The organism is Rhodococcus sp. AH-ZY2 (genome assembly GCF_030916465.1).
GTDB lineage: Bacteria > Actinomycetota > Actinomycetes > Mycobacteriales > Mycobacteriaceae > Rhodococcus > Rhodococcus ruber.
Window position 1 is genome coordinate 2,145,155 of record NZ_CP126458.1, and the last position, 22,217, is coordinate 2,167,371.

18 protein-coding genes and 1 tRNA gene are annotated in these 22,217 nt (G+C 71.1%); 10 read left to right on the forward strand and 9 right to left on the reverse strand.

The window, feature by feature from the left end; genetic code table 11:
• Window positions 1-36 precede the first annotated feature (36 nt).
• Window positions 37-122, reverse strand: a tRNA-Leu gene (locus tag QNA09_RS11085).
• A gap of 113 nt (window positions 123-235) precedes the next feature.
• On the opposite strand from QNA09_RS11085, the gene QNA09_RS11090 reads away from it, so the two are divergent.
• Together QNA09_RS11090 and QNA09_RS11095 are read left to right on the forward strand one after the other, a co-directional pair.
• Window positions 236-1,597, forward strand: coding sequence for a M20/M25/M40 family metallo-hydrolase (locus QNA09_RS11090; RefSeq protein ID WP_048773512.1), 1,362 nt, complete (start codon window positions 236-238; stop codon window positions 1,595-1,597).
• A 29-nt stretch (window positions 1,598-1,626) separates the two neighbouring features.
• Complete coding sequence (locus tag QNA09_RS11095) at window positions 1,627-2,160, forward strand: YbhB/YbcL family Raf kinase inhibitor-like protein (RefSeq protein WP_010596495.1); 534 nt, start codon at window positions 1,627-1,629, stop codon at window positions 2,158-2,160.
• A 108-nt stretch (window positions 2,161-2,268) separates the two neighbouring features.
• Here QNA09_RS11095 and QNA09_RS11100 read toward each other — a convergent pair whose 3' ends face one another.
• From QNA09_RS11100 to QNA09_RS11110, 3 genes are read right to left on the reverse strand one after another with little or no spacing between them, the layout of a single operon-like run.
• Window positions 2,269-3,339 (reverse strand): quinone-dependent dihydroorotate dehydrogenase, encoded by a 1,071-nt coding sequence (locus tag QNA09_RS11100; protein WP_017682200.1) that lies wholly within the window; start codon window positions 3,337-3,339, stop codon window positions 2,269-2,271.
• Between the two features lie 41 nt (window positions 3,340-3,380).
• Window positions 3,381-3,641 carry a DUF5703 family protein gene (locus QNA09_RS11105; protein WP_017682199.1) on the reverse strand — a complete coding sequence of 87 codons (261 nt, stop codon included), beginning with the start codon at window positions 3,639-3,641 and terminating at the stop codon, window positions 3,381-3,383.
• Window positions 3,641-4,651, reverse strand: coding sequence for a hypothetical protein (locus tag QNA09_RS11110; protein ID WP_119699784.1), 1,011 nt, complete (start codon window positions 4,649-4,651; stop codon window positions 3,641-3,643). The genes QNA09_RS11105 and QNA09_RS11110 overlap by 1 nt, the downstream gene beginning before the upstream one ends.
• 137 nt (window positions 4,652-4,788) lie before the next feature.
• On the opposite strand from QNA09_RS11110, the gene QNA09_RS11115 reads away from it, so the two are divergent.
• Window positions 4,789-5,136: a hypothetical protein gene (locus QNA09_RS11115; protein WP_017682197.1), complete on the forward strand. Its 348-nt coding sequence runs from the start codon at window positions 4,789-4,791 to the stop codon at window positions 5,134-5,136.
• Here QNA09_RS11115 and QNA09_RS11120 read toward each other — a convergent pair.
• From QNA09_RS11120 to QNA09_RS11140, 5 genes are all read right to left on the reverse strand, one after another.
• Window positions 5,089-5,976: a heme ABC transporter ATP-binding protein gene (locus QNA09_RS11120; protein WP_048773508.1), complete on the reverse strand. Its 888-nt coding sequence runs from the start codon at window positions 5,974-5,976 to the stop codon at window positions 5,089-5,091. The genes QNA09_RS11115 and QNA09_RS11120 overlap by 48 nt on opposite strands.
• The gene (locus tag QNA09_RS11125; RefSeq protein ID WP_017682195.1) at window positions 5,973-7,052 is read right to left on the reverse strand and encodes an iron ABC transporter permease; all 1,080 of its coding nucleotides are present in this window, start codon (window positions 7,050-7,052) and stop codon (window positions 5,973-5,975) included. The genes QNA09_RS11120 and QNA09_RS11125 overlap by 4 nt, the downstream gene beginning before the upstream one ends.
• Window positions 7,049-8,059 (reverse strand): hemin ABC transporter substrate-binding protein, encoded by a 1,011-nt coding sequence (locus QNA09_RS11130; protein ID WP_010596489.1) that lies wholly within the window; start codon window positions 8,057-8,059, stop codon window positions 7,049-7,051. Before QNA09_RS11130 ends, QNA09_RS11125 begins: the two co-directional genes overlap by 4 nt.
• Window positions 8,056-8,730 (reverse strand): heme oxygenase (biliverdin-producing), encoded by a 675-nt coding sequence (locus QNA09_RS11135; RefSeq protein ID WP_010596488.1) that lies wholly within the window; start codon window positions 8,728-8,730, stop codon window positions 8,056-8,058. The genes QNA09_RS11130 and QNA09_RS11135 overlap by 4 nt, the downstream gene beginning before the upstream one ends.
• Before the next feature lie 102 nt (window positions 8,731-8,832).
• Window positions 8,833-9,771 (reverse strand): aldo/keto reductase, encoded by a 939-nt coding sequence (locus QNA09_RS11140; RefSeq protein WP_010596487.1) that lies wholly within the window; start codon window positions 9,769-9,771, stop codon window positions 8,833-8,835.
• A 203-nt stretch (window positions 9,772-9,974) separates the two neighbouring features.
• On the opposite strand from QNA09_RS11140, the gene QNA09_RS11145 reads away from it, so the two are divergent.
• From QNA09_RS11145 to pglX, 7 genes are all read left to right on the forward strand, one after another.
• Window positions 9,975-10,808 carry an undecaprenyl-diphosphate phosphatase gene (locus tag QNA09_RS11145; RefSeq protein WP_010596486.1) on the forward strand — a complete coding sequence of 278 codons (834 nt, stop codon included), beginning with the start codon at window positions 9,975-9,977 and terminating at the stop codon, window positions 10,806-10,808.
• Between the two features lie 55 nt (window positions 10,809-10,863).
• Entirely contained in the window at window positions 10,864-11,544 is a 681-nt protein-coding gene (locus QNA09_RS11150) for a histidine phosphatase family protein (protein WP_010596485.1), read from the forward strand.
• Window positions 11,545-11,586: 42 nt separating this feature from the next.
• A complete protein-coding gene (locus QNA09_RS11155; protein ID WP_040269719.1) occupies window positions 11,587-12,171 on the forward strand; it encodes a DUF3090 domain-containing protein in 585 nt (194 codons plus the stop codon).
• A 4-nt stretch (window positions 12,172-12,175) separates the two neighbouring features.
• Window positions 12,176-12,979 carry an SCO1664 family protein gene (locus QNA09_RS11160; RefSeq protein ID WP_017682190.1) on the forward strand — a complete coding sequence of 268 codons (804 nt, stop codon included), beginning with the start codon at window positions 12,176-12,178 and terminating at the stop codon, window positions 12,977-12,979.
• A 52-nt stretch (window positions 12,980-13,031) separates the two neighbouring features.
• Window positions 13,032-14,273, forward strand: a complete 1,242-nt coding sequence (mshC, locus tag QNA09_RS11165) for a cysteine--1-D-myo-inosityl 2-amino-2-deoxy-alpha-D-glucopyranoside ligase (RefSeq protein WP_119699785.1) — start codon at window positions 13,032-13,034, stop codon at window positions 14,271-14,273.
• Window positions 14,274-14,387: 114 nt separating this feature from the next.
• Entirely contained in the window at window positions 14,388-18,617 is a 4,230-nt protein-coding gene (pglW, locus tag QNA09_RS11170) for a BREX system serine/threonine kinase PglW (RefSeq protein ID WP_119700303.1), read from the forward strand.
• The gene (gene pglX / locus QNA09_RS11175) at window positions 18,617-22,204 is read left to right on the forward strand and encodes a BREX-2 system adenine-specific DNA-methyltransferase PglX (protein ID WP_119700304.1); all 3,588 of its coding nucleotides are present in this window, start codon (window positions 18,617-18,619) and stop codon (window positions 22,202-22,204) included. Before pglW ends, pglX begins: the two co-directional genes overlap by 1 nt.
• Window positions 22,205-22,217: the final 13 nt, after the last annotated feature.

The window sequence follows — 22,217 nt, forward strand, 5'->3', positions numbered from 1 at the left end:
CGGTTCGGGGCCTTCGCCGTCTGTCTCAACTCAGAGTGTCCGAGGGGGGACTTGAACCCCCACGTCCGTTAATAGGACACTAGCACCTCAAGCTAGCGCGTCTGCCATTCCGCCACTCGGACCTGCTGCGCTCCCACGTCCGTGGGCGCTGTGAAAGAGTAACCCACCGCGTCGCGGCGCCCAAATCGCCCCGCCCACCTGCGGGTTTGCCGAGATCGATGGTAGACAGGGGACCGTGTCCACAACATCGAATCCCGCCCAGCCGGCCGACGGATCCCGCGCCGAGGCCGAAGTCGTCGACCTGGTGTCGCAGCTGATCCGCTTCGACACCTCCAACACCGGAGACCTGGCCACCACCCGCGGGGAACGGGACTGCGCGATGTGGGTGGCGGCGCGGCTCGAGGAGGTCGGTTACACCACCGAATACGTCGAATCAGGCGCTCCCGGCCGCGGCAACGTGTTCGCCCGCCTGCCGGGTGCCGACCCGTCCCGGGGTGCGCTGCTGTTGCACGGGCACCTCGACGTGGTGCCCGCCGAACCGGCGGACTGGAGCGTGCACCCGTTCTCCGGGGCCGTGGAGAACGGCTACGTGTGGGGGCGCGGCGCGGTCGACATGAAGGACATGGTCGGGATGATGCTGGCCATCGCCCGCCGTTTCAAGGCCGAGAACATCGTGCCGCCACGCGACCTGGTCTTCGCGTTCCTCGCCGACGAGGAGGCCGGCGGCACCTACGGCAGCCACTGGCTCGTCCGGCACCGCCCCGACCTGTTCGACGGCATCACCGAAGCCGTCGGCGAGGTCGGCGGGTTCTCCCTGACGGTGCCGCGCCGCGACGGCGGCGAGCGCCGCCTGTACCTCGTCGAGACCGCCGAGAAGGGCCTGGGCTGGATGCGGTTGACCGCCAAGGGCCGCGCGGGCCACGGCTCGTTCCTGCACGAGGACAACGCCGTCACCGTCCTCGCCCAGGCCGTCGCCCGCCTCGGCACGCACACCTTCCCGCTCGTGCTGACCGACTCGGTCGCCGAGTTCCTCGCCGCCGTCGCCGAGGAGACCGGACTCGACTTCGATCCGGCCTCCCCGGACCTCGACGGCACCCTCGCCAAGCTCGGGTCCATCGCCCGCATCGTCGGCGCCACCCTGCGCGACACCGCCAACCCGACCATGCTCGACGCCGGGTACAAGGCCAACGTCATTCCCCAGACGGCGCAGGCCGTCGTCGACTGCCGCATCCTGCCGGGCCGGCGCGCCGAGTTCGAACGCACCGTCGACGAGCTGATCGGCCCGGACGTCACCCGCGAATGGATCACCGACCTCGACTCGTACGAGACCACGTTCGACGGGGACCTCGTCGAGGCGATGAACGCGGCCATCCTGGCCCACGATCCCCTCGGGCGGACCGTGCCGTACATGCTTTCCGGCGGCACCGACGCGAAGGCCTTCGCCAAGCTCGGCATCCGCTGCTTCGGATTCGCCCCGCTGCAGCTGCCCCCGGAACTGGATTTCGCGGCGCTGTTCCACGGGGTGGACGAGCGTGTCCCGGTCGACGCGCTGCGCTTCGGCACCCGTGTCATGGAACACTTCCTGCTGCACGCCTGAGCACACCAGCACCCAGAGAAAGGACCGGTATGGCCCACGACCCGTATGCGCCGCTGCCCGACCTGCCCACCTTCGATCTCACCAGCGAGGACATCACCGACGGTCGCCCGCTGAAGCCGGAACAGGCCAGCGGGATCTTCGGGGTGCCCGGCGGGCAGGACATCTCCCCGCAGCTGTCGTGGTCGGGCTTTCCCCCCGAAACCAAGAGCTTCGTCGTCACCGTGTTCGACCCCGACGCACCCACCGCGTCCGGGTTCTGGCACTGGGCGGTGGCGAACATCCCGGCGTCGGTGACGTCGCTGCCCGCGGGGGCCGGCGACGACACCGGCTCCGCGCTGCCCGAGGGTGCGGTCACCTTGAAGAACGACGGCGGCCTGCACCGCTTCCTCGGCGCGGCCCCGCCGGCCGGGCACGGCCCGCACCGCTACATCGTGGCCGTGCACGCCCTCGACGTGGAGACCCTCGACGGGGTCGGCCCCGACTCGACCCCGGCGTTCCTCGGATTCAACGTGTTCTCCCACGCGATCGCGCGCGCGACGCTGCACGGCACGTTCGAGCAGTAGACCCGTTCGGCGGGCCGGCTCCGCACCGGAATCGGGCAGGCGCACCCGTCCCGAGGGGTGTGCCTGTCCGGCGGTGTGGCCCGGCCCGCCGGATCCGGGCGCGGCGGATCAGACGCGGGCGCCTGCGCCCACCGCGTCGCCGATCGACGCGAACCCGGCTGCCCGCACCTTCCGGGCGAGACCCTTGTGGACGCGGCGTGCCCAGAACGGGCCGCCGTAGATGAAACCGGTGTAGCCCTGCACCAGCGACGCGCCGGCGAGGATCCGCTCCCACGCCTGCTCGGCGGTCTCGATGCCGCCCACCGAGATCAGCACCAGCCGGTCCCCGACCCGCGCGTGCAGCCGGCGCAGGACCTCGAGGGAGCGCTGTGCGACCGGGGGACCGGACAGCCCGCCGGCGCCGATCTCCGCGACCAGGGCCGGATCGGTGCGCAACCCGTCCCGCCGGACGGTGGTGTTGGTGGCGACGATGCCCGCGAGCCCGAGTTCGACGGCGAGGTCGGCGACCGCGTCGACGTCCTCGTCGGACAGGTCGGGGGCGATCTTCACCAGCACCGGTACGTGCACGGTGTCCAGCACCGCCGCGAGCAGCGGCCGCAGCGACTCGACCGCCTGCAGGTCGCGCAGCCCGGGGGTGTTGGGGGACGAGACGTTGACGACGACGAAGTCGGCGAGCGGGCCGAGCAGCCGGGCGCTCGCGGTGTAGTCCTCGGCCGCGTCCGCCGGCGCGACCACCTTGGTCTTCCCGATGTTCGCGCCGATCGGGACGGTGTGCGCGCGGGTGCGCAGCCGGTTCGCGGCCTCCCCGGCCCCGTGGTTGTTGAAGCCCATCCGGTTGATCAGCGCCCGGTCCGCGGGCAGGCGGAACAGCCGGGGCGCCGGGTTGCCGGGCTGCGCCTGGGCGGTGACGGTGCCGATCTCGGCGAACCCGAAGCCCAGGGGACCCCAGGCGTTCACCCCGGCCGCATCCTTGTCGAAGCCGGCCGCGAGACCGAGCGGGGCCGGGAACGTCACCCCGAACACCGTGTTGCGCAGCACCGGATCGTCGACGACGAGAACCTTCGCGATCAGCGTCCGCAGCGGCGGGACCCGGGTCGCGAGCCGCATCGCGGTGAACGCGAGGTGGTGGATCCGCTCCGGCGGCAGCAGGAACAGCAGTCGAAGGAACAAGCGATACACGGAACACTCCCTGCTGGCCCGGGCGGCGCCCGGGGTCGGCGTCAACGAACGGTGGGTTCGGGCACGTGGTGGCCGGTCTTGCGGCGGCGCAGCAGCACCCGGCGGCTGCCGTCGGGATACAGCCGCACCCGCGTCAGCTCCCACCCGTGGAACTCGGCCTGGATGGCGAGCCGGAGCGACGCGCTGACCCGCGAGACGTCGCGCGGCAGCCGCAGCGGCACGTAGTCGTACTCGTCGTTGCTGGTGTCCCAGCCCACCGGCATCCGCGTCCACCGGCCGCCCACGTCGCGTGGACCTGCCATCACACACCCCCGATCGGGATCCTCTGCAGCCCGTCCCCGGTCCCGGATCCGATCACCAGGACGGCGCCGGCGGTGTCGACCACCACCGAGTTCGGTTGCCGCACCGTCGCGTACCGGCCTCGCTCCTGCGGAATCCCGGTCGACAGATCGTAGCCGACGACCTCGTTGCTCCCGGTCGAAGTGACCCACACGAGGTCGTTCGCGCTGTCGTAGGCGACGCCGTACGGGGCGTTCGGCACCGGATACCGCTGGCGCAACACCAGCGGATCGAGCGTGTACACGTGCAGCTCCCCACCCCGGGTGTCGGTCACCAGCACCCGGCCGAACGGGTCGGTGGCCAGCTGCGTGGCACCCTCCCCGGCGCGCAACGCCAGGCCGAGATCCCCGTCGGCGACGTCGACCTCGGTCAGCGACGTCTGGCGACGGTCCAGCGCGGCCAGCTCGGTGCCCACGGCGGCGAGCGCGTCGACCGAGGCCAGGCCGGGAACGGTCTGCGTCGCACCCGACGCCGGGTCGACGAGGAGGGTGACGCCGGCCGCGGTGCCCACGGCCAGACGCCCGTCCGCCAGCACGGCCGCCGAGCGGGCCTCCCCGTCGACCGGCACCTCCGTGACGGCGCCCGACCGCACATCCACCCGGGCGACGACGCCGGGACCGGGGGCGAGGACCTCCCCGTCGGCACCGGGAAGCACGGTCACCGCCGCGGCGGGCAGGGCGACCTCGCGGGGCGCTGCCGCCGGGTCGGCGGCCCCCAGCAGCAGCAGCCGCGACCCGTCGCCGGCGAGCGCGGCGACCGTACTCGTGCCAGGATCGACGGCGAGGGCCTCGACGGCGCGGCCCAGTGCCTGCACCGTCCCCGCCGGCGGGACGGCCGGTTCCGGCGCCACGGCCGGGGTCGCCGGGTCGATGGTGGGCAGGCTGTCGCCGCCGCTGGAGGAGGAACACCCGGTGACCAGCGCCAACGCGAACCCCACCGCCGCGGCGGTCGCACGTGCTGCCGGTCTGCCCATCGTCTCGCTCCTCGTCGTCGCCCGGGGTCGGTGGCGTGCGGCACCGTCGCCGGCGGCGCACCCGACCCCCAGTGTTCCTGATCGCCGTGGCGGCGCCGCAGCCGCCTCGCCCCCCGTCACCCAGCCAGGAGGCCGATGTGACCTGGCCCACCGGTTCCCCCGACCCGCCCCCCGACGGCTTCGTCGTCGAGTACCTCAGCCCGGGTGTGCACGCGCACGGGTTCGGTCGCACCGAGGAGGGCCGGCCGTTCTCGTTCCGGGTGCGCCGCGCCACCCTGCGGGTGGAGGTGTACCGGCCCGCGGGCCCGTCCACCGTGCCCACCGCGGCGGACGTGATCGCCCGGGCGCGGGCGTCGGTCGCCGAGATCGACCTCGGCGACGAACGCAGCGTGGCGGCGGCGGTGCGGGACACCGTCGCCCGCGCCCGGCCGTGCCGGTCACCGACGTGGCTCGACCGCGTGCTCGGCTGGCTGCCCGGCCGGTGACGCCGCCGCGTCGCCGGCCCGCAGCGGCAGCACCAGCGGTGCGCCGGTCCCGGGATGGGGATGGACCCGCACCGGGTAGTGGTACACGCGGGTGAGCAGCTCCCCGGTCAGCACCTGCGCGGGCGGACCGTCGGCGGCGACGCGGCCTCCGGCGAGCACACAGACCCGGTCCGCGTACGCGGCGGCCAGATTCAGATCGTGCAGCACCACCACCACGGCCGTGCCGGCGTCGGCGCGGCCGCGCACCACCTGCATCACCGTCTCCTGATGCCCCAGATCCAGGGCCGCGGTGGGCTCGTCGAGCAGCAGCGTCTGGGTGTCCTGCGCCAGCACCCGCGCCAGCGCCACCCGGGCCCGCTCGCCGCCGGACAGGGCCGGGAACGGCCGGTGCGCCAGGTGCGTGACGTCCGCCTCGGCCAGCGCCGCGGCCACCGTCGTCTCGTCGTCCCGGCTGCGGTCGGTGCGCGCCCAGGCCGCACGGCCCATCCGCACCACCTGCAGGGCGGTGAAGGCGAACCCGACCGCGTGCTGCTGCGGCAGCACCGCCCGTCGTCGCGCCAGGGCGGCGGCCGAGAACTCGGCCAGCGGACGGTCGCCGACCGTCACCTCGCCCGCCGCGACGGGGTGATCGCCGGCGAGCGCGGCCAGCAGGGTGGACTTGCCGGCGCCGTTGGGCCCGACGAGCGCGAGCACCTCCCCGACCCGCACCTCGAGGTCGACGCCGTCGAGGACGACGCGGTCGCCGCGGCGGACGGCCACCTGCTCGGCGCGCAGCGTCACCGCGCCCCGCCCGGCTCGGGCGGGCACCTGCCGGTCCGGCCACGGCCGCCGCGGACTCACGCCCAGCCGCCCTGGCGTGCCCGGGTGCGGCGCAGCATCCAGAAGAACACCGGGCCACCGACCAGCGAGGTCAGCATGCCCAGCGGCAGGTCCGCGTTCGGCACCAGGGTGCGGGCACCGAGGTCCGCGGCAAGCAGCACCACCGCGCCGCACAACGCGGCGGCCGGGATCAGCACGCGGTGCGCGGGCCCCAGCGCGATCCGCATCAGGTGCGGCACCACGAGCCCGACGAACAAGATGATGCCGGTGAACGCCACCCCGGAGCACACCAGGACGGCGACGACGACGATCGCGGCCTGCCGTACCCGCTCGACGTCGACCCCGAGGTGGCGCGCGACGTGCTCGCCGAGGGCGAGCAGGTCCAGCTTCGGGGCGAGCACGACGGCCGCGACGACGCCGCCGACCGCGAGCGGCGCGACCACCGACACGACCTCCCACGTGGCCCCACCCAGGCTGCCGAGCTGCCAGAACACGATCTGGTCGCGCGCGGCGGGGGAGGCGACGAACGTGAACAGGGCGATCAGGCCGCCGGCGAACGCGTTGACTGCCACGCCGGTGAGGATGACCGTGACCACCTCGGTGCGGCCCTCGGACCGCGACAGCACGTACACCAGGGTCGTGGTCAGCAGCCCGGTGACGAACGCGGCGCCCGCCAGCGCCCACCCGGCGGTGAACGCCCCGCCCAGCACGATCGCCGCGCACGCGCCGACGGCGGCCCCGGCGGAGACGCCGATCACCCCGGGCTCGGCGAGCGGATTGGCGAACACGCCCTGCAGCAGGGCGCCCGCGCAGCCCAGCGACGCCCCCACCACGACGGCGAGCACCACCCGCGGGAACCGCACCTCCCACAGGGTGACCTCACCGGCCGGGTGGGCCGGCAGCGGCCCGAGGTCGAGCCCGAGGCGGTGCAGCACGCTGCCGATCACCTCGGCCGGCGAGGTGGGCACCTGCCCGAGGCACGCCGAGAGCACCGCCAGCACCACCAGGGCGGCCGTCAGGCCGGCGACCACCGCCGCGGTGCGGCCGCGGTGGGCGGCGGCCGGACGGACGGGGGCGGGGGAGTCGACGGCGCTCATGCCGGTGCGGCCGGGTAGAGCGCCGCGGCGAGCGCGGCGAGCACCCGGCCGGTGTCCGGGCCGAAGCTCAGCAGCACCGAGTCGGCCATGTCGACGATGGTGCCGTCGCGCCCGGCCGGGGTCTGGGCGACGCCGGGCAGCCGGGCGAGGCCCTCGGGCCCGCCCACGGAGGCCAGGCTCTCGGTCATGATCAAGATCACGTCCGGGGCGGAGGCGATCATCGCCTCGCTGGTGATCGGGGTGAACTCGGACGTCAGGCCGGCGACGGTGCCCGCGTCGCGGCCGCCGAGCGCCTCGACGAGCGCGTCCGCGCCCGATCCGGGACCGCCGAGCATCTTGATCGCCGACCCGCGCAGATACAGGAACGCCACCGTCGGGGGTGTCCCGTCGTCCGGCACCGCCGCGCGGGCCGCGGCGATCTCGTCGTCGGTGCGCTGCGCCAGTGCCTCACCCGCCGCGGGCACGCCGAGCGCCCGGGCGACGAAGCGGATCTGCTCGCCCACGGTCGCCAGGGTGCGGCGCGGGTCGACGAACACCACGGGCACCCCAGTGGCCCGCAGCTGTTCCTGCACCGCGAGCGGCCCCACCGACGTGTCCGTGAGCACCACCGTCGGGGCCAGGGCCAAGATCGCCTCCGTCGAGAGCCCGTGCCCGCCGGGGGTGACGTTGGGCACCTGCTCGACGGCGGGGAAACCCGCCGTCGACCGACCCACCAGCCGGTCCCCGAGACCGAGCGCGAACACGGTCTGGGCGAGGGTGCCCGACCGGTCGGCCGTCACGATGCGGGAGGCGTCGGTGACGGTGACGTCGACCCCGTCGACGCCGCGGACCGTCACCGGCAGCGCCGGCACGGGAGCCTCGGCGATCGGCCGCGGATTCGGGTCGCCCACCACCGCGGTGCGCGCCCCGGTCCCGCCGCCCCCGGTCGGGGCGGTCGAACACCCGACGAGCAGCGCGACGAGCGCGAGCGCCGCGGCGAGGAACGCGAGGATGCCGCGTCGCGTCATGGCAGGGCGGAAGTCGTGCGGTACCGGTCCAGGTCGGCGGCCAGATCGGCGAACAGGTCGGCGTTGAGCCCGAACACCAGGTTCGCCTCGTCGATCACCGTGCGCCGCCGGCCCTCGTCGAGCGGCGCCGCGTCCAGCTTCGCCCGGTAGGCGTCCTTGAACGGCTTGGGGTGGGGAATGTCGTCGAAGATGTAGAACCGCAACCCGTCCCGGTCCAGCCCGTACGCGCGCTCGAGCAGGCGCCGGATGATCTGCCCACCCGACAGATCCCCCAGATACCGCAGGTAGTGGTGCGCCAGGAACACCTCCGGGCGCACCGCGGCCACCTGCTCGAGCCGCGCGACGTACCGCTCGGTCGCGGGCAGCGGCGCGATCGTCTCCCGCCACCGCGGGCCGAGCAGGAACGTCAGATCCGCCTCGAGCGCCGGAGTGCGCAGCAACGCGTCGTCCAGGAACGGCCCGGCGATCGGGTCACCCGCGTGCGAGCGGCCGACCCGTTCGAGCGTCTCGTAGACGAACCACGACTGCGCGAGCAGCGCCGCATACCCCTGCCGGGTGAGCCGGCCGGCCAGCAGTTCGGTGACGAACTGCGCGTTCTCGGTGTCGCTGTGCGCCTGCGCGGTCTCCCGGCGGAGCCGTTGCGCGAACCCCGCGGCCTCGATCGCGGTCATCGACCGGTCCCTCCTCGTGCCCGCCGTCCGGTGCCGGTGCACCGACCTCGACCACAGGCTAACCTAACTTCGTGGCGGGGTCGCGGGCCCGGGGGCCCGACGTCACGCACTGACGTCGTCGAGCGCCGCCGCGATCGCCGCCGGCAACTCCAGTTCCTCCGTCACCAGCACCCCGGTCAGCTGCGCCAGATCCCGCGCACCCACCACCGTCGACGCCACTCCCGTCCGGTCCCGCACCCACGCCAACGCCACCGCCAGCGGGGAGGTCCCCAGTCCGTCCGCGGCCGTCGCCACCGCCTCGACCACCCGCGCCGCCGGCTCGGTCAGATAGCTGCGCACCTCCTCGGTGTGCAGGTCGTCGGCGCCCCGCGAGTCCGCCGGGATGCCGTCGCGGTACTTGCCCGTCAACACCCCGCCCGCGAGCGGCACCGCCGCGAACACCCCCACCCCGTGGTGCAGGGCCGCCGGGATCAGCTCCTCCTCGACCCCGCGCGCGAGCAGCGAATACTCCACCTGCGTTCCCACCAGCGGTGCGTGCCGCGTCGCCACCGACGCGGCCGTCGCCAGCTGCCACCCCAGGTACCCGCGCACCCCCACGTACCGGGCCCGGCCGCTGGTCACCGCGAACTCCAGCGCCGCCGCCACCTCGTCGACCGGCGTCCGTGGATCCCACGTCGCCACCTGCCACAGATCGAGATGGTCGGTGCCCAGGTCCCGCAGCGTGCGGTCCAGCTGCGTGAGCAGACCCGCGCGGGAGCAGTCCACCCGCCCCGCCCCGACCTTCGAGGTGTCGATGCCCGAGCTGCCCGACACGACCAGCTGATCGCGCGGCACCACGTCGTCGAGCAGCTCCGCCAGGATCCGCTGCGCCACCCCGTCACCGTAGGCGGGGGAGGTGTCGACCAGGGTGCCACCGGCGTCGACGAACGCCGACAGCTGCGCCGCCGCCTCGTCCCCGTCCGTGCCGCGTCCCCAGCTCAGGGTGCCCAGGCCGAGCCGCGAGACCCGCAGCCCGCTCGCACCCACCGTTCTGTGTTCCATATCCGCCCGCGCCTCGTCACGATCCGACCGACGGGGTCGAGCCGCCGTCACCGCGACCGCCGCCCCTGACCCAGCACCCTAGTGCCGTGAGGCCGCGAAAACCGTTCCGCCGCGCCGCGTACCCTCGCCCAGGTGAAAATCGACCCCACCCCCGGCGACCGTCCCCACGAGCACCCGGAGGGCACCGCGTGACCGGCGAATCCATGACCTGGCTGCAGGCGCTCGTCCTCGGCCTCGTGCAGGGCCTGACCGAGTTCCTGCCGATCTCGTCCTCCGGCCACCTGCGGATCGTCTCGGAGATCTTCTTCGGCACCGACGCCGGCGCCTCCTTCACCGCCGTCACCCAGCTCGGCACCGAGGCGGCCGTCCTGGTCTTCTTCGGCAAGGACATCGTCCGGATCGTCGCCGCCTGGTTCCGTGGCCTCGCCCACCGCGAACACCGCAGCGACCTCGACTACCGCATGGGCTGGTACGTGATCGTCGGCACCATCCCCGTCGGCGTCCTCGGCTTCCTGTTCAAGGACCAGATCCGCACCGGCGCCCGCAACCTGTGGCTCATCGCCACCATGCTCATCGTGTTCGCCCTGGTCATCGCCGCCGCCGAACGCTACGGCCGCAAGACCCGCAAGCTCGACGAACTCACCCTCCGCGACGGCATCGTCATGGGCTCCGCGCAGGCCCTCGCCCTGATCCCCGGCGTGTCCCGCTCCGGCGGCACTATCAGCGCCGGCCTGTTTCTCGGCCTGACCCGCGAGGCCGCCGCCCGGTACTCGTTCCTGCTCGCCATCCCCGCCGTCGTCGCCTCCGGCCTGTTCAGCCTCCCGGACGCGTTCGAACCCGCCGGGGAGGGCCTCAGCGCCTCCGGCGCCCAGCTGTTCGTCGCCACCGCCGTCGCGTTCGCCGTCGGCTACGCCTCCATCGCCTGGCTGCTCAAATTCGTCGTCGACCACTCGATGTACTGGTTCGTCGGCTACCGCATCGCCCTCGGCACCCTCGTCCTGGCCCTGCTCGCCACCGGCACCATCTCGGCCACCTGAGGCCGGGACCCCGCCGGGCCCGCTCGTCGGGCGCCCGGCCCATTAGGCTGGCTTCATGACGGTCATCCTGCTGCGGCACGGGCGCTCGACGGCGAACACCGCCCGGGTCCTCGCCGGACGCACCCCCGGCGTCGAACTCGACGAGGTCGGCCACATCCAGGCCAAGGGCCTCGTCGCGCGGCTCGCCGGCCTCACCATCGCCGAGATCGTGCACTCGCCGCTGCTGCGCTGCCACCAGACGGTGACCCCCCTCGCCGCCGACCGCGGCCTGACCCCCCTCGTCGACGACCGCCTCGTCGAGGTGGACTACGGGCAGTGGACCGGCCGCGAACTCGGCGAACTCCTGCAGGAACCGCTGTGGAAGGTGGTCCAGCAGCACGCCTCGGCCGCCGTGTTCCCCGACGGCGAGGGCCTCGCGCAGGTCCAGGCCCGCGCCGTCACCGCCGTCCGCGAACACGACAGCCGCCTCGCCGCCGCCCACGGCGGTGACGTCGTCTGGATCGCCTGCACCCACGGCGACGTCATCAAGGCCGTCCTCGCCGACGCGCTCGGCACGCACCTCGACGGCTACCAGCGCATCGTCGCCGAGCCCGCGTCCCTCAGCGTCGTCCGCTACACCGAGACCCGCCCGTTCGTGCTGCGGGTCAACGACACCGGCTCGGACCTGTCCGGGCTCGCACCGCCCGCCCAACCGGCGCCCGCGCCCGGCGGGGAGGTCGCCCCCCGCGGCGGATAATGGGAGAGCGACACCGGATGGATACGACAACGAGGAGGTGCGATGGCCCGCGCGATACATGTCTTCCGGACCCCGGACCGGTTCGTCGCCGGCACCGTCGGTGAACCCGGCGACCGGGTGTTCTATCTGCAGGCCGTGCACGCCTCCCGGGTGGTGAGCGTCACGCTCGAGAAGCAACAGGTGCAGATCCTCGCCGACCGCATGGGCCTGCTCCTCGAGGAGGTGCACCGCCGCTTCGGCACCGACCTGCCCGAGGACCCGGACGTCGACATCAGTCCGCTCGTCACCCCCATCGACGCGGAGTTCCGCGTCGGGACCATGGGCCTGGGCTGGGACGCCGACAGCGGCAACGTCGTCGTCGAACTGCTCGCCGTCACCGAGACCGAGGTCGACGAGTCCGTCGTCCTCGACGACGCCGAGGAGGGCCCGGACGCCGTCCGCGTCTTCCTCACCCCCCAGCAGGCCCGCGACTTCGCCGCCCGCTCCGAACTCGTCGTCGCCGCCGGCCGCACCCCGTGCCCGCTGTGCGGCGAACCGGTCGGCGGCGGCCACATCTGCGTCCGCACCAACGGGTACCTGCGCACCGAGGGCTTCGACCCCGCCGCCTGGCTCGGCGAGGAGACCTGACCCGGTGGGCAGCCCCGACCTCCGCACCGTGCTCACGGACGGCGAACTCACCGTGGTCGGCCGCGTCGTCCACGCCAGCAACGCCACCCTCGTGTGCGACGCCACCCTCGGCGCGACCACCGTGCGCTGCGTGTACAAACCCGTCCGCGGGGAACGGCCCCTGTGGGACTTCCCCGACGGCACTCTCGCCGGCCGGGAAGTCGCCTCCTACCTCGTCTCCGAAGCCCTCGGCTGGGGCGTGATCCCCACCACCGTGCTGCGCGAGGGACCCTTCGGGACCGGCATGGTGCAGCAGTGGATCGACACCCCCGATCCCGCCGACCCGCCCGGCCGCCTCGACCTCGTCGACCTGTGCCCGCTCGACGCCGTCCCTCCCGGATGGCTGCCCGTCCTGCGCGCCCGCGACCTCGACGGCACCGACGTCGTCCTCGTCCACGCCGACGACCCGCGCCTGCAGCGCATGGCCGTGCTCGACGTCGTCCTCAACAACGCCGACCGCAAGGGCGGACACGCCCTCGAAGGCCTCGACGGCGGCGTGTACGGCGTCGACCACGGCATCTGCCTGCACCAGGAGAACAAGCTGCGCACCGTGCTGTGGGGCTGGGCCGGCAGCCCGATCGACCCGTCGCTCCTGGTCGACCTGGACAAACTCGCCCGCGAACTCGACGGCGAACTCGGCCGGCGGCTGGGCACCTACATCACCGCCCGCGAGGTCGCCGCCCTGCGCGGCCGCATCGCCGCCCTGCTCCGCCGCCCCGTCATGCCCCGCCCCGTCGGCGACCGCCGGATACCCTGGCCCGCATTCTGAAGGACCCGGCCTCCGTCCGGAGCCGCCCGCGCCCTCCACTAGGCTCGTGCGCATGCTGTCATGGTCCGACATCGCGCTCCCGTCCGTCCCCGGCCAGGGCCCCCCGCTGCGGCTCTACGACACCGCGGACCGCGCGGTCCGCCCCGTCACCCCGGGCCGCACGGCCACGATGTACGTCTGCGGCATCACCCCCTACGACGCCACCCACCTCGGCCACGCCGCCACCTACCTCGCCTTCGACCTGGTCCATCGGGTGTGGCGCGACGCGGGCCACGACGTGCACTACGTCCAGAACGTCACCGACGTCGACGACCCGCTGTTCGAACGCGCCGCCCGCGACGGCGAGGACTGGATCGTCCTCGGCATGCGCGAGACCGCGCTGTTCCGCGAGGACATGGAGGCGCTGCGCGTCCTGCCGCCCCGCGACTACATCGGCGCCGTCGAATCCGTCGGTGAAGTCGTCGAACTGGTCGAGAAACTCGTCGCCTCCGGCGCCGCCTACATCGTCGACGACGCCGAGTACCCCGACGTGTACTTCCGCGCCGACGCCACCGAGCAGTTCGGCTACGAGTCCGGCTACGACCGCGCCACCATGGAACATTTCTTCGCCGAACGCGGCGGCGACCCCGACCGCCCCGGCAAACGTGACCCGCTCGACGCGCTGCTCTGGCGCGCGCAGCGGCCCGGCGAACCGGCCTGGCCGTCCCCGTTCGGCGACGGCCGCCCCGGCTGGCACATCGAATGCGCCGCGATCGCCCTCAACCGCATCGGCAGCGGCTTCGACGTCCAGGGCGGTGGCAGCGACCTGATCTTCCCGCACCACGAGTTCTCCGCCGCCCACGCCGAGGCCGTCACCGGCGAGCGCCGCTTCGCCCGGCACTACGTGCACACCGGGATGATCGGCCTCGACGGCGAGAAGATGTCGAAGTCCCGCGGCAACCTCGTCTTCGTCTCCAAACTCCGCGGCCAGGGCGTCGACCCCGCCGCCCTCCGACTGGGTCTGCTCGCCGGGCACTACCGCACCGACCGGGCCTGGACCGACCAGGTCCTCGCCGACGCCCAGGCCCGCCTCGCCCTGTGGCGCGACGCCGCGGCCCTGGGCTCGGCCCAGTCCGCCGACGACACGATCGCTCGGCTGCGTCAGCACCTCGCCGACGACCTCGACACCCCGAAAGCCCTCGCCGCGCTGGACAGCTGGGCGACGTTCGCGGTCGAGCGCGGCGGCGACGACCCCTCGGCGCCGGGCTTGTTCGCCGACGCGGTGGACGCACTGCTCGGCATCCCACTGCGATAGAGCTCATTTCGAGTGTGCACATCTCGTCGCGACACGCCGAGACGTAACGACGAGATGTGCACACTCGACCCTCTATACATGGGTGACGGATGAGAGCGAGAGGTGCGGGGCCAGGTGCAGAGTGACCGCTGGGTCGAGGTCAGTCCCTCCCCGTTCGACCACGAACGCGAAGGGCTCGAACGGATCAAGGAGATCCTTCCCGACGCCCCCCCGTTCCGGGCGTGGTCGAACTTCGAGTTCCGCGACAACCGCGGCCGCTGGCACGAGGTGGACCTACTGGTCCTCGCCCGCGACACCCTGTACCTGATCGAACTCAAGTACTACAGCGGCATCTTGCGCGGCAACGACCACGTGTGGACACGCGGCAATCGCTCCGAGGATTCGCCGCTGCTCCTCGCGCGCAAGAAGGCGCAGTACTTCTCGTCGCTGCTCAAGGACCGACTGGCGGAGAAGACCGGGCAGAAGAACCTCAAGGGCATCATCCCGTTCGTGCAGGAACTCGTGTACCTGCATCATCCGGACTTCGTGTGCGCACTGCCGACGAGTTCCAAGATCAACCTCTACGGCATCGACGGAAACGATGACCACAGTCGACTGCCGGGTATCAGCGAGCGGCTCCTCGCCCCGGCTAAGCACGGGCCGGTGTCCGAGGAGAAGTCGCTGCTCATCCGCGACCTCATGACCGCGATCGGCCTCGCCCCGCGCCGCCAACGCGAGGTCGGTTCGTGGGTGATCGACGACCAACCCCTCGGAGACGGCGACGGCTGGCAGGACTGGCCGGCCTTCCACCACGTCGACATGGAACGCGCCGCGCGTATCCGCTTCTACCTGCCCAAACCCGGTGGGACCTCCGGGGAGGAGCACGCCCGGGCGCGCGGCGTCGAGCACGAATACAAGCTGCTGTCCCGGCTCAAGCACGACGGCCTGCAGGTCCCTGTCGACGTGGTCAAGGACAAGGAACTCGGCATCGGCCTGGTGTTCCCGAAATCCGACACCGACGTGCGCCTGGACCTGTGGCTCGCCGACCACCACGGCGAGATGACCCTCGAGCGGCAACTCGAGTTGCTCACCGAGGTCGCCGAGGTCGTCCACTATGCGCATCGGCACCGCGTGGTGCACCGCACCCTCAATCCGCGGGCGATCGTGGTCCGCGACCGCAAGTCCGGTCCGCAGGCGCAGGTCACCGACTGGGACACCGCCGGGGTGCTGCCCGCCAACGCGGAAACCGGGGTCACGCGCCTGTCGGCGGGACCGCTGAGTCTGATGGCCGGCAGCCTGAGCGACCAGGCCAAGTTGTTCACTTCCCCCGAGGGCGTGAACCCCACCGACCCCGCCCGCATGGACGTCTTCGGTCTCGGTGCGCTCGCGTTCTACCTGCTCACCGGTGGACAGTCACCGGCGACGGAACGCGGCGAACTGCTCGACCGGTTGCGCCGCGACGGCGGTCTCGACCTGGCGGTGGAATTGCCGCAGGTCCCGTCGATCCTGCGGCAACTCGTACTCGACGCCACCGATCCGAGCCCCGCAGAACGGATCTCGTCGGTCGCGGACTTCCTCGAGCGACTCGAGGCGGTGCGTTCGGATCTGTTCCGCGCCGAAGGGGAAACCGATCCGCTCGAAGCGAAGCCCGGTGACGAACTCGGCGACGGCCGCTTCGTCTACAAGCGGCGCCTGGGAGCAGGGTCGACCGCCGTCGGCATCCTTGTCGTGGACCGCAAGGCGGGCGACCACGAGCGGGTCCTCAAGGTCGCCCGCGACGACGAGGCCGCCGCTCGGCTTCACGCCGAGGCGCAGGTGCTCGGCAAACTCGACGATCCTCGCATCGTGCAGCTGGCCTCCGAGGAGAACGTCGGCGGCCGCGCGGCTCTCGTCGTGCACTACGCGGGACGCACCACCCTCGCGGAGGAACTGGCCGCCAAGGGCGGGCGGCTGTCGATCGATCTGCTCGAACGCTGGGGTACCGATCTGCTGCAGGCGCTCGTCGCCCTCGAGCGTGCCGGGGTGGTGCACCGCGACCTCAAGCCGTCGAATCTCGGTGTGCACCAGTCCAGCTCGCGTGCCGACGCGCACCTTCGCTTGTTCGACTTCTCGATGGCCGGGGTCGATCTGCGCCACACCGACGCCGGAACCCCGCCCTATCTCGACCCGTTTCTCGGTACCGGTGGACGCAACCAGTACGACACCGCTGCCGAACGCTATGGTGCCGCGGTCGTCCTGTTCGAGATGGCCACCGGCGGCGCCCCACAGTACGGACCGGACCCACAGGCGAACCCGGCCACCGTGCAGGACGACGTCACCGTCGACCCCTCCCTGTTCGAGACGCCCGTCGCGGCAGGTCTCGCCGCGTACTTCAGCTCGGCGCTGTCCCGCGACGTCGCGACCCGCCCGGACACGGCCGAGGAGATGCTCCGAGACTGGCGCCGGGTGTTCAACGACCTCGACGCCGCTCCCGCGAAGGCAGACAAGACCACGCGCGCAGTCAAGGTGGTCGCCGGCACCTCCCTTGCTGCCGCCGGGCTGAGCGCCAGGGCCGTGTCTGCTCTCGCCGCGGCGCAGGTCACGACGGTCGGCGAGTTGTTGGTGCTCGATTCCACCCGACTCAACCGGCTGGTCGCCAAGGAAGCAAAAGCCACCCGCACCGAGATCCGCGACCGGCATCGCACGTGGGTCAAGGAACTCGGCCGATCTACCGCAAAGCCACAGGATCAGCAGGGACTGCTCGGCCTCGACGACGCCGTCGCCCTGTTGGTATCGGCGGTGGGCACGGGTAGGGCCAGTACCCGCCGCAGCGCAGCGGAACTGCTCCTCGGTGTCGCCGGCACTCTCGATGCGTTCGCGTCCGGCAACGAACTGGCGTCGGCGTTGAAGAAGAGCGGTCCTCGAGGAAACCAGCTCCTCAAGGAACTGCAGTCCGACTGGGCGGAGAACCCGGCGAGTCGGGAGCTGCTCGACGAACTCATCGACGTCGCCGACCAGGTCCTCCGCGATTCCGGTGGGGTAGTAGCGATCTCCACCCTCACTGCCGAGATCCGCGCCCGGCTGCCCCAGGCCCCGGCCGCTGCCGCCGATGCCCTGGCCCCGCGTCTCGCGGAGCGTGCTGCCGCCGGGCTGTTGCGCCTCGCCCTGGATCGGCTCACCGAGCACGAAACCGCTGAGGGAACGCGACGGTGGGTGCGCCGGCGACACGGTGGACGCCTCGCGTTGGTTGCCGACGACGAACTTCTGCTCGCCGGAGCCGAAGCCGCGGGCCGTCGCGCCGACGACCTCATGGTTGCTACCCCGATGTCTCAGGTGGTCCCGATGGGCACCGCGGCACGGGAGCTGCGCGGCGCGTTCGCTCGCGCCTACGCAGCCGCGGCCGGACCGGACGTGCCGGTGCCGTTGCCACCGGACGGGCGTCTTGTGCGCTTGGCGGCGGCAATCTCCAAGTTCGCCGCCGTCTCCGGTCGCGGTGAGCTGCACAGCCGCAGCCTCGGCCCGTCCGACGCGCTGCGCATCGCCCTTGCCGGACTCGCCCAGACCGAGGCGTTGTCGCCGACGGAGATCCGGGCGCGTGTCGCCGCACGATTCCCGGAGCTCGATCGGCTCCCTGCCAGGCCTGCGCTCGACGCGCACATCGACCGTGCCGGCCTCGGTCTCACCTGGGATGGCGCCGCCTACCGCTACGAGCAGGCCGCACCGCCGAGCGAAACCTCCCTGCACACCCGCACGGCCACGCACACCGGTCCGCCCGCCGGGACAGTCGCGTCCGCCGCGAACGGTGATGGTGGTGCGTCGCGGAACTCGCTGGTGACGCGCTCCTTGGCCGAGAACGGCTTCCTGGTGTTTGGGGTGCCCGTCCATCGGCCGGGCGACCATCAGACCGTCGCGCGGGAACTCGTCGAGACCCATGAGGGTGAGGTTGTCGACGTCACCGGGGCGATCATCGACGCGATGCGGACTTTCTCGTCCGAGCGGGGTGTGCCGTGGGATCTCGTGCGAAGCGCAGATGCTGCGGCGGCGGGAAGCAAGGATGCGCGGGGCCTGCGCGCGGTGCTCGAACAGGTGATGCCGCGCGTATGCGCGGGCCTCGAGGATCGGGTGTTCGGCGACGCCGCGCAGCCGAGGCCGCTGGTTCTCACCGAGATGTCGCCGCTGGCCCGTTACGGCTACCTCGACGTATTGGCGCGGTTGGCGGATCTGTCGGCGCCGCGCCGCCGTCCGGTGTGGGTGGTGTTGCCGCAGATGCGTGGCCAGCGCGGCGCGCTGGTGGATGGTCAGCCGATCCAGTTGGGTTCGCCCGGTGGACAGTTCGTTGTGTACCCGGTCTGGAAGACCGGGATCGTGGAGAGCGAGAAGGTGTGATGGCGGACTTTTCCGCGACCGAGTTGGTGAAGGCGCTGCGCAAGCAGGTGACGGTCCTCGAGGACGATCTGCGTGCGCGCGTCGACGGTGCGGACGTCGACATCCGCCAACCGGGGGTGGAGCAGCGGTGGCGCGCCGAGTACACCGCGGCACTGCAGGCGAACCGGACGGCGGCGTCGTGGCAGGCGTGGCGCGACGAACGGATCACGCAGGCCGCGGTCGCGTGGGTGCTGCTGACAGTATTCGCGCGCTACTGCGAAGACCACGCACTGGTGTCGAAGGCGTGGATCGGCGGTCCGAACCCCGATGCGCGCCAGCAGGCACTCGACGCGCGGCGCGCGTATTTCACGGAGTTCCCGGAGCACACCGACCGCGAGTGGCTCGACACGATCACCGCACATTTCGCGAAGATGGAAGCCACCCGCGGGTTGGTCGACAGCTATTCGCCGATGCATCAGGTGGCGCCCTCGGGCGACGCAGCGCGGGGTCTTCTCGAATTCTGGTGGGACAAGGACGCTTCCGGCGAGCCTTTGTGGAGCTTCGCCGGTGTCGACACCCGCTTCCTGGGTGACGTGTATCAGGACCTGTCGGAGTTCGCAAAGAAGACCTACGCGCTTCTGCAGACTCCGGAGTTCGTCGAGGAGTTCATCCTCGACCAGACGATGGAACCGGCGCTGAAAGAGCGGCCACTCGAAGGCGTCACGGTGATCGACCCGACCTGCGGGTCGGGCCACTTCCTGTTGGGTGCGTTCCACCGACTGCTGGAGCGGTGGGAAAACGAGGCCCCGGGGCTCGGCCGTCGTGTACTGGTGCGGAATGCCCTCAAATCGGTGTTCGGCGTGGATATCAACCCGTTTGCAGTGGCGATCGCTCGATTCCGGCTGATGGTTGCGGCGCTGGACGCGAGTGGGGACAAGTCGATCGAAAAGCTCATCGACATCGAGTTGAACCTCGCAGCGGGTGACTCGTTGTTGTGGGGTTCGGACAAGGAAGCGCTTGGCGATGACCTTCTCTCCATCGGGCAGGAGGAGTTCGCTCTGTCGACCGAAGACACAGACACGCTCAAGCGGATTCTGCGCCGGGAACATGATGTCGTAGTGGGCAATCCGCCGTACATCAGCATCAAGGATGCGGCGTTGCGCGACCTGTACCGACGCCACTACGACACCTGTCACGGCAAATACGTGCTCACCGTCCCCTTCATGGAGTTGTTCTTCCGACTTGCCAAGCGAGATGGTGCTGTTCCTGCTGGTTGGGTCGGACAGATCACGTCGAACTCGTTTATGAAGCGGGAGTTCGGTACGAAGCTGGTGGAGGAGTTCCTCGCGTTCAAGGACCTGCGGAGAGTGATCGACACGTCCGGCGCTTATATTCCCGGCCACGGCACACCGACAGTGATCCTGGTCGGCCGCAACAAGGGCACTGAGAACGCCACGTTGACAGTGCGGGCTGTGCTTGGTGTACGCGGCGAGCCTGGTCGTCCAGATGATCCCGCCAAGGGAATTGTGTGGTCGGCCATTCTGGACCACATTGACGACCCCGGCTTCGACAACGGGTGGATCAGCGTTGCAGACTTGCCACGATCTGCGCTTCGTGAGCACCCGTGGAGTCTGTCCGGTGGTGGAGCGGTGGAGCTTCTCGGCGCAGTCGAGACGGCGAGCAGCAAAATTCTAGATCGGGCTGCAGCATCGATCGGGATTACGTCCTTCACCCTTGAAGATGACGTATTCATCCAGCCCCGCCGTGTCGGCGAACGTGATCTCAGTGGTGAGTCCGTGCGTGACATGGTCGTTGGCGACGAGCTCCGTGATTGGTCCCAGGCCCCCCATGAGCAAGTAATTTGGCCGTACGATTCAGACTTCCAGTCCGTCGACCTGGCCGACCTTCCGTCAACCGCAAAGTTCATGTGGCCATTTCGAAACCAACTGTCACAGAACAAAATGTTTGGCGGCAAGACGAAAGTTCAGACGGGGCTTAAGTGGTACGAGTTCGGCCGCATGACAGCCGCCAAGTTGCGAACCCCCCCTTCCATCACCTTCGCCTTCGTCGCGACGCACAACCATTTCGTCCTGGACCGCGGCGGCAAGGTGTTCAATCGTTCCGCCCCGGTGATCAAGTTGCCGGAGGGGGCGAGCGAGGACGACCACCTGCGACTGCTCGGGGTGCTGAACAGTTCGGTGGCGTGCTTCTGGCTCAAGCAAAAGAACTATGCCAACAGCGGTGATTCAGTGGGTTCAGATGGTGCGAGGGTCGTGTCCGAACAATGGGACCGGTTCTTTCAGTTCACCGGCACAACCCTCAAGGGCTTTCCGCTTCCGTCGTCCTACCCCTTGAAACGAGCCTGCACCCTCGATGACCTCGCGCAGGAACTCGCGGCTCACACCCCGGTTGCCGTCGCCGCGACCGGTGTGCCGACCGTCGGAGCGTTGGAACACGCACGTGGCGAGTCGGAGCGGATTCGCGCACTGATGATCGCGCATCAGGAGGAACTCGATTGGGAGTGCTACCGACTCTACGGCCTCATCGACGAGGACCTCACCTACGCTGGCGAACTGCCCGGACTCGCCCTGGGGGAGCGCGCTTTCGAAATTGCTCTCGCTCGAGCCGTCGAAAGCGGCGAGCACACAGCGTGGTTCGAGCGGCACCGCTCCACCCCGATCACCGAGCTTCCGCCGCACCTACCTTCCGACTACCGGGACCTGATTCAGCGCCGCCTCGACGTGATCGAATCGAATCCGGGCATCCGTTTGTTGGAGAAGCCGGAGCACAAGCGGCGCTGGGCTTCCGAGCCGTGGGACAAGCGTGTCACCGAAGCGTTGCGCGACTGGCTGTTGGATCGCGTCGAGAACCGCGATCTGTGGTTCGAAGGCGACCATCCGACTCCGCGTAGCATTGCGCAACTCGCCGACCGGCTTGACCGCGACGAGGATTTCCGTCAGGTTCTACGGTTGTGGGCCGGCAGCAACGAGGTCTCCACCTCGGCGGCGTTGGCCAAGCTCCTCGATGAGGAGGGCGTCCCGTATCTCGCGGCGCTGCGGTACAAGCCATCCGGTCTCATCAAGCGCGAAGCGTGGGAACACACGTGGGAGTTGCAGCGTCGCGAGGACGCGGGGGAGACGCTGGACGGTCCAATCCCGGTGCCGCCGAAGTACAAGCCCACGGATTTCTTGAAGGTCTCGTACTGGTCGCAGCGCGGCAAGCTCGATGTACCGAGGGAACGGTTCATCTCCTACCCGAACGCGAACCGCGACACCGACCCGACGATGCTGCTCGGCTGGGCGGGTTGGGATCATGCCGAGCAGGCCCTCGCGCTCGCCGGCCTCGTGGATGAACGCATCGCTACCGACGGCTGGGACCAGGCGAGTCCCGAGAAGCTGACTCCGATGCTGGCCGGCATCGCCGAACTACTGCCGTGGGTGCGGCAGTGGCACGGCGAGATCGACCCGGATTACGGCGAGTCCGTCGCGGATACTATTGAGGAGGCTTTGCGCGCTCACAGCGCCGACGTCGGTACCACTGCCGAGGACCTCGCTGCTTGGCGGCCCGAAGCGCCAACCCGTGGTCGTCGCACCATTAAGACGGCGTAGTAGGTTTATCAGC

Bases quoted from the DNA above. Each gene is read 5' to 3' on its own strand.
- mshC (WP_119699785.1), top strand. From the start codon at position 13,032: ATGCTGTCATGGTCCGACATCGCGCTCCCGTCCGTCCCCGGCCAGGGC.
- QNA09_RS11130 (WP_010596489.1), bottom strand. From the start codon at position 8,059: ATGACGCGACGCGGCATCCTCGCGTTCCTCGCCGCGGCGCTCGCGCTC.
- QNA09_RS11105 (WP_017682199.1), bottom strand. From the start codon at position 3,641: ATGGCAGGTCCACGCGACGTGGGCGGCCGGTGGACGCGGATGCCGGTG.
- QNA09_RS11155 (WP_040269719.1), top strand. From the start codon at position 11,587: ATGGCCCGCGCGATACATGTCTTCCGGACCCCGGACCGGTTCGTCGCC.
- QNA09_RS11095 (WP_010596495.1), top strand. From the start codon at position 1,627: ATGGCCCACGACCCGTATGCGCCGCTGCCCGACCTGCCCACCTTCGAT.
- QNA09_RS11125 (WP_017682195.1), bottom strand. From the start codon at position 7,052: ATGAGCGCCGTCGACTCCCCCGCCCCCGTCCGTCCGGCCGCCGCCCAC.
- pglX (WP_119700304.1), top strand. From the start codon at position 18,617: ATGGCGGACTTTTCCGCGACCGAGTTGGTGAAGGCGCTGCGCAAGCAG.
- QNA09_RS11135 (WP_010596488.1), bottom strand. From the start codon at position 8,730: ATGACCGCGATCGAGGCCGCGGGGTTCGCGCAACGGCTCCGCCGGGAG.
- QNA09_RS11140 (WP_010596487.1), bottom strand. From the start codon at position 9,771: ATGGAACACAGAACGGTGGGTGCGAGCGGGCTGCGGGTCTCGCGGCTC.
- QNA09_RS11110 (WP_119699784.1), bottom strand. From the start codon at position 4,651: ATGGGCAGACCGGCAGCACGTGCGACCGCCGCGGCGGTGGGGTTCGCG.
- QNA09_RS11150 (WP_010596485.1), top strand. From the start codon at position 10,864: ATGACGGTCATCCTGCTGCGGCACGGGCGCTCGACGGCGAACACCGCC.
- QNA09_RS11145 (WP_010596486.1), top strand. From the start codon at position 9,975: ATGACCTGGCTGCAGGCGCTCGTCCTCGGCCTCGTGCAGGGCCTGACC.